This window comes from Roseateles aquatilis (assembly GCF_002205645.1).
GTDB classification, from domain to species: Bacteria; Pseudomonadota; Gammaproteobacteria; order Burkholderiales; family Burkholderiaceae_C; genus Roseateles; species Roseateles aquatilis.
The window spans coordinates 111,469-117,468 of record NZ_NIOF01000019.1 but is presented as its reverse complement, the minus strand read 5'-3'; the positions used below and the strand labels follow the sequence as shown (position 1 = coordinate 117,468).

8 protein-coding genes are annotated in these 6,000 nt (G+C 61.0%); all 8 read right to left on the bottom strand.

Going from position 1 to position 6,000, the window contains the following annotated elements; translation table 11 throughout:
• Window positions 1-566: 566 nt before the first annotated feature.
• Entirely contained in the window at window positions 567-1,403 is an 837-nt protein-coding gene (locus CDN99_RS25685) for a rolling circle replication-associated protein (protein ID WP_088388181.1), read from the bottom strand.
• A 145-nt stretch (window positions 1,404-1,548) separates the two neighbouring features.
• Complete coding sequence (locus tag CDN99_RS28820; protein ID WP_158218968.1) at window positions 1,549-1,686, bottom strand: hypothetical protein; 138 nt, start codon at window positions 1,684-1,686, stop codon at window positions 1,549-1,551.
• Window positions 1,687-1,915: 229 nt separating this feature from the next.
• Complete coding sequence (locus CDN99_RS25680; RefSeq protein WP_088388179.1) at window positions 1,916-3,052, bottom strand: zonular occludens toxin domain-containing protein; 1,137 nt, start codon at window positions 3,050-3,052, stop codon at window positions 1,916-1,918.
• A complete protein-coding gene (locus CDN99_RS25675; RefSeq protein ID WP_088388178.1) occupies window positions 3,052-3,351 on the bottom strand; it encodes a DUF2523 domain-containing protein in 300 nt (99 codons plus the stop codon). The genes CDN99_RS25680 and CDN99_RS25675 overlap by 1 nt, the downstream gene beginning before the upstream one ends.
• 2 nt (window positions 3,352-3,353) lie before the next feature.
• The gene (locus tag CDN99_RS28490; RefSeq protein ID WP_141100993.1) at window positions 3,354-3,626 is read right to left on the bottom strand and encodes a virulence factor TspB C-terminal domain-related protein; all 273 of its coding nucleotides are present in this window, start codon (window positions 3,624-3,626) and stop codon (window positions 3,354-3,356) included.
• Window positions 3,627-4,816: 1,190 nt separating this feature from the next.
• Entirely contained in the window at window positions 4,817-5,011 is a 195-nt protein-coding gene (locus tag CDN99_RS25665) for a hypothetical protein (RefSeq protein WP_088388174.1), read from the bottom strand.
• Between the two features lie 64 nt (window positions 5,012-5,075).
• Window positions 5,076-5,306, bottom strand: a complete 231-nt coding sequence (locus CDN99_RS25660) for a phage coat protein (RefSeq protein WP_141100992.1) — start codon at window positions 5,304-5,306, stop codon at window positions 5,076-5,078.
• 150 nt (window positions 5,307-5,456) lie between these two features.
• Window positions 5,457-5,762: a hypothetical protein gene (locus CDN99_RS25655; RefSeq protein WP_088388170.1), complete on the bottom strand. Its 306-nt coding sequence runs from the start codon at window positions 5,760-5,762 to the stop codon at window positions 5,457-5,459.
• Between the last annotated feature and the right edge of the window lie 238 nt (window positions 5,763-6,000).

The following is a 6,000-nucleotide window of genomic DNA, read 5'->3' as shown; positions in this document are numbered from 1 at the left end:
GGCGAGAGGCAATGAACCAATTCGCCATCCTCTACGCAGACCGATTCACCAGGACCGGCTCGTAGCCTCGTAGAAGCGCCTCAAACACAGAATTTCTGACACACCCGCAGGGCGTTGCGCAACCGACCATTAAAACGCCCACTCTTGTGCGTATGTCCGTAGCAACACATGACCCCAGAAGCCGACTCAGCAAGTCGGCTTTTTTTCGTCTCAACGCTCAACGACGCGACCACCAGACGAAACACACACAGGCACTCCGTTCAAGAGACCAGGCGTGTGGCCAACAGGACAGGTCTGCACTGACTGCGCAGACGCGCCAACACCACGAGCAACTGGCACGGGCACATGTGGCCGAGTCGAGACACCTGGCGATTGCAACACCGTCCGCGAAACAGCACGAGCCGCATCGTCCAGCTGCACTCGCATGTGCCAAAGAAACAGCGAGTACAGCACTACGCCGGCAATCACGCAGCCGCTTGCCACACCGAGCATGACGTGCACCCAAAGCGGAATCCCAGATCGATCAAACATCGCACCCTCCCAAGGCTGCAACGATTGTCTATGGGCTAGGCAGGTGGACCTTCAGTCGAGAGGAAAAACGTGTCGCCATAGCCATCCAACCAGGTCATGCATTCGCAGGGACCATCCGCGACTTCGCCGTATGCCAGCGCGACCAACTCGGCCATGCTGTACGCCTTGAAACGCACGACCACAGCCTGCGGCAACTCAACGCCGGCACTGCCGCTGTAGCGGTTCGACCAGTCGTCACCCTCCTCGAATGCCTTCAGCATGTACTTCGACAGATACGCCGCGAGCTTGCCGCTTGACTGCTTGGACCATCGCTTCTTGCGCGACTCATCAATGTTGCCGCCGAGGTCACCAACCACGCTCCGCCACACCGCCCGAATCACGTTGTAGCTCTTGACCTTCACGCCTGCCCACGGGAGTGACTGCGGCAACCGATGGATCGCCATATGGACGTGCCAGGCGCCACGCTTCTGCCGCTCAAACGCCGCCACGTAGACGAAGCCCGGCAGCACACGCCGGACGCGCCGGACGAACTCTTTCATGTGCTGCTTGCAGAGGGTCAGGTCTTGCTGATTGACCCGATACGTCAGCGTCAACAGGGCATCCAGCCCCAGAACTTTCACGCGCCGACGCACCTGGGTCTTAGCACGGCGGGCAGCCCGTAGACGATTGGCCTCGCGCTTCTCGTCTTCGAACTCCACGCGCTCCAGCTCCCACATCGCTAGCTCTGCGAGGGTGGCCGGCCCTTGCTCCTCCCAGACCACCTGACGCGTGATTACGGCCTCTTTGTGACCGTTGCCAAGGTGATACGAACGAAGCACGTATTCATCGCTTCGCTTGCCGCGATAGAAGATCCCGTCTATAAGTCTCAGCACTTGCGATCCTTCGATGATCGTTAGTCACCGCCCCCGGACTGCTGGTAACAGTCGCGGGGGCTTTCTCTTTGCCCGTGCGGGCGTCTATCCGGACGTCAGGGCCTCCAAACAGGTCCCGCTGCACCCACACCCTTGATCGACGCATTCAGGGCTCCTCCGACACGTTGCGGCAGGCCCGCAGCAACACCCTGGCCGCACCCCACAGCACGTAGCCCCAAGTCGCCAGGGACAGGAAGAACGCGAGCCAGTAGACGAACGAGAGAACGTCGATGGAATCGAGCATCCGAGGCATCGGGCCCCCTTCGTGTTCTGAAGTGTCCTAGGAATAAATCTAGCGGCGCTTCGCGCCGCCCCCGCCACGCTGCGCTTGCTGGCGGGGCCGGCTGCATGCGCCGCGGGGAGCGTGTCCCTGTCCGCTCCTGTCCCCGCGAGCGGGGCCCCTTCGTCGCCGGCGTGTGCCGCAGGGCCCGGCGCCCAATGGAGTAGATCGAGCGACCCCGCTTGTCTTGAGATCACGAGCCCGCTCCCCGCGGTGGCGGACGCACTCGGGGGGGCGCGCCGAGATCCGGATTTACGGCCGGAAGCGGATCGGTGAAGACAGGCGGACGCACTCCGACAATGCCCGTGGCCTGCGCCACAACCTGCTGATCGCCAGGTCCACCAGGTGACGACGCCGACACGGACACGGCGGCAACGACCGGCTTGTCCCAGGCGATGAAGAAGCCGCCAGCAACGATCTGCGTGCAGATCTGCATGGGCACGTCCAACCGTGTGCCTTGCTGGCTGTAGCACCGGCATTCACCGCGTATCGCGACACAGGCCGCAGGGTAGGGGGCCGCCACCGGCTTCGTCACGTCGTCGTAGATCGGCGCCGTATGCGGCAACCCCTGCACGCGCGCCTGGTAGGCCTGCGCATATTCCGCCGTCGTCATTGGCCCCGACCGCCCGTCCGTGGCGTGACCTGGCTGACCACCCCCAACTGACGTCGAGCCGGTGCCGGTGCCGGTGCTCTTCTCGACCTGGGCACGAGCCGCGTCAGGATTCAACCTGGTATAGGCCACGAACGACGCAGCAGCGAAAACGGCGATAAGGACAGGAATCATCAGCACCCGCAGCGGGATACGGCGCTTGACGGTATGTTTCTCAGCACTGGTGTACCACCCGAAAACCTCCTTCTGGAAACGCCACGAATGCTTGACAGACCCGGAGCGACTTTTTAGGACGTTATCTTTAATCCCATTCGTGAACTCGTGAATCGTCGTGTACCAGGTGCCGAATTTCCTAACAATATGGAAGTGACGATCCCCCAGCGAGCGGACAAACGAATCCACCAGCATTGGACTCTGAGTGATCAGAAGAATATCCAGCCCCAAATGCCGGTGGGTGGCGAGGTTCTGCACCCACTGTGGCACCTGGCCGCGACCGAATACGCCCATTTTCTTTTGAGCCTCATCAATCACGAACAGCGACCCCGCAGGTAGCTGCTCCCATTCCTCTTCTTTCCAGACCTGCCACCCTGGAATATTCAGATCCTTGATTCCGTTATGGAACACGGGCCGGGGATCGGCCTTGGTCTCCTGCACAGTCCGCCACAAAGCCCACTGTGTCTTCCCATGCCCAGGAATGCCAGTAACGAATGTGATCGCCATTACTTCAACCCCATCCGTTTCACGACGCCGCCCACCATGCCCTTCAGCGTCCAACGCACCACAAGCGCCGAGCTGACAATACTGATGCACTGCCCAATCCGAAGGCTGGACGCAGCACGGACGGCATTCGCATCCAAACTGGCAATATGCACAAGCGCTTGATCGCGAATCCACGCAATAGACGTATCAATGCCCTTATAGGCGAAATATCCGATGCCAAGAGATATCAGCACACGCCCGACCAGCGTCCCGGCTGCTTGCACAAGCGCACCAATCAGCGCGACTATGAAAATTGGCATGATTACTCCTTAAACACAATGATCGCCGCCCAGATCAGGCATATCGCCACTGCAATCTGACCGACCATATTGAGCGAACTGCACATTTGAGAAAATGGCAACACGACCTGGTGACCGACCACCGACAGCGACACATCGGTCGGGCACCCGCCGCCAAGGCGATCCAGCTGATCTAGCTGGCCAGCAAGAGAAATCTCCACCTCCTGGCCGCTTTTGCCAGGGTGCCCCTCGGGCTGAGCACCACCGGCCACAGCAGCGTCACCAGCGGCTTTCATCTCAGGGGAGGGGTCCTTGAACCACTGACAATTGCGCTGGTACACCTCACGGGCCAACGCGCATTGCACGGCGTCGCCCTCGCACGTAAACCCGCCCTGGCAAGCACCACCAAAAGAACTCTGTTTGCACTGCTGAGAGCTAGGGTTCTTGGCGCAGTAATCGTCCCGGGGTTGCTCCTCGCTCTTACTGCCAACCTCATTGCCATGCCCGTCCACAAAACGCGTGGTCGTCGTGCAAACGCCACCGATACATTCCGTCTCCTGGTTACTCCCCACAACCGCGCTTTTCGGGTCATTGGGATCCTTGGGCGGATCACCAGGCTGGGCGCCACTGGCCGAGGTACTTGGACCTTGAGTCTTATTGGACGCACAGGGCACGCAAACATCCACACCGTTCACCTGGCCGGGACATTGATTCGCACCGCAAGGCACAGGGGCAGGGGGCAAAGAATCACTACCGCTAGAAGCACCATTAGATTGCTTGGCCCCGCCGCATTGCGAGCCCCCGGACTTAAAAGGCCACACGCCCCAAATCTGCCCATCTGTACCGACTTTCCACTGACTCGGCGTATACGAGCAGCCACCGTCACACATGCTGTCGCCTGCATTCCCCATCTTCACGTCAGGCTGGGTTACCGGCTGATAACTACCTTTTGCTGGACATTTATAAGGCTCGCACTTCCCAGCAGCGGGCCTGCTACCTAAGGCGCATTCGCACGTCCCGTCAGATAACTCAGTCGAGCCCGTGGGACACTTCTGCTCTGCGGGCGTGGATACCTGAATAACAGACGCGGTCGCAGTTCCAATGAAATTCCCATTACGGAACATATTGTAATAACAGGAAAACCCTTCGGAGCCTGCGCCGAGAGCACCGGCACCAGCCGCAGCGCCGATAGCTCCACCAGCGGCCTCGCAAGCTGCCGCAACAGTCCCATATATCGCCTGACTGCTCACATTCCACGTAGTGGAGATATAAGCATATTTGTACCCTGCAGGAATATTCTGCTTATCGAGCGAGCCATACGCAAATGCGCCAGCAGAGACCAGCACGACCAGGCCGAGAAAGGCGAACCGGATCAATCGCGAAGCAATATCCATAGCCCCCCCAGCAGTGCGATAACAACGTAGATACCCATATGGCCCCCAAACGAAAAAGGCCCCGTGAGGGGCCCCGCTTCAGTCGGCAACGCTCACAGCGCTCCCGCCATCCACTTCCAGACGCGCATGCCCACCTTCACGGCGAACACGGCCACGCCCACGATGGCGATCGACGCGGCCGCAGCCGTCACCGCCGAGATGTCCGGATCACCGCTGGCCGCATGGGCCATGCCGGAAGCACCCAGGACGCCAGCGACCACCAGGCCGCGAACGATTTGCTTGTTCATTTCCAACTCCCGCCGAGGTGTTGAAGCGAGCGCGCCTATCGGCGTCGACGGGCTCGCACGCGGACTAGTCGTCCGAATTGGTGTTGAGCACGCTGTACAGGGCGCGGAAGCCCCAAGCGCAGAGCCACACGCCCATCACCGCCGCCGACACGAGCGCGCCTTGCTCATACGTCAGGACCAGCGGGTTGGGCGGCACGTCATCGGGCTGCAGCAACACGATGCCGGCGCAGGGCGCACCAGGCGGCAACGGCGTGAGCTCGACGCCGCCAGGCCCTTGCACAGCGCACACGGCCATATCAGCAACCTGCGCCGATAAGCCGAGCAGCAAGATCACGGCACGTCTGCTCCCAGAAGGAGACACGCCCCGCCTGGAGCGATCCCGCACGGGCACGCTCCAACCAGAACATCGCCTGATCCGTAAGGAAGTACGCGTCCTTGCTCACGATCAGGTCGCCTTGTTGGACGCGGGCGCCTGGCGCGCCTGCTGCGGGATGGCCACCAGGCCGGTAAGCACCGCCTCGATGCGGCGCGACGCGAAATTGGCGTTGAGCGCGAACGTCGCGGTGTACGTACCAGGCTTGACCTGGTCGCGCAGCGCCTTCGGGACCTGAAGCACGCCGACCTGGTCGATCGCTCCGTCTGCGGTCAGCAGGAGGCATTCCGCGTCCTGCATGTCATAGGCGCGGCCCGTCTTGGCGCTGGTGCCCGTCTTGGGCTCGTTCAGCTTGAGGATTTGGATGATGGATTGCATGCGTCACTCCGAGTGGCCCAGGCTCGCAAGCCAGGCGTGTGGTTGAAGTGATCAGGCGGTTCCCGGCACACCTTTCGGGGCGACTCGCGCCAGGTAGCCCGAAGGCAGACCCCTGTGTCAATCCGGACCTCCCTGATCCACCTCCGAAGGCCAGTCGCTCATGGCGACGTATGATTCCCTTCAGAGGAACATGTACCTTTAGAGATACATGCGCTCACTTTAACTGTCGAGGTACATA

Coding starts and splice junctions, on each gene's coding strand:
- CDN99_RS28820 (WP_158218968.1), bottom strand. CDS start 1,686: ATGCTCGATTCCATCGACGTTCTCTCGTTCGTCTACTGGCTCGCGTTC.
- CDN99_RS25680 (WP_088388179.1), bottom strand. CDS start 3,052: ATGGCGATCACATTCGTTACTGGCATTCCTGGGCATGGGAAGACACAG.
- CDN99_RS25675 (WP_088388178.1), bottom strand. CDS start 3,351: ATGCCAATTTTCATAGTCGCGCTGATTGGTGCGCTTGTGCAAGCAGCC.
- CDN99_RS28490 (WP_141100993.1), bottom strand. CDS start 3,626: ATGAAAGCCGCTGGTGACGCTGCTGTGGCCGGTGGTGCTCAGCCCGAG.
- CDN99_RS25665 (WP_088388174.1), bottom strand. CDS start 5,011: ATGAACAAGCAAATCGTTCGCGGCCTGGTGGTCGCTGGCGTCCTGGGT.
- CDN99_RS25660 (WP_141100992.1), bottom strand. CDS start 5,306: ATGGCCGTGTGCGCTGTGCAAGGGCCTGGCGGCGTCGAGCTCACGCCG.
- CDN99_RS25655 (WP_088388170.1), bottom strand. CDS start 5,762: ATGCAATCCATCATCCAAATCCTCAAGCTGAACGAGCCCAAGACGGGC.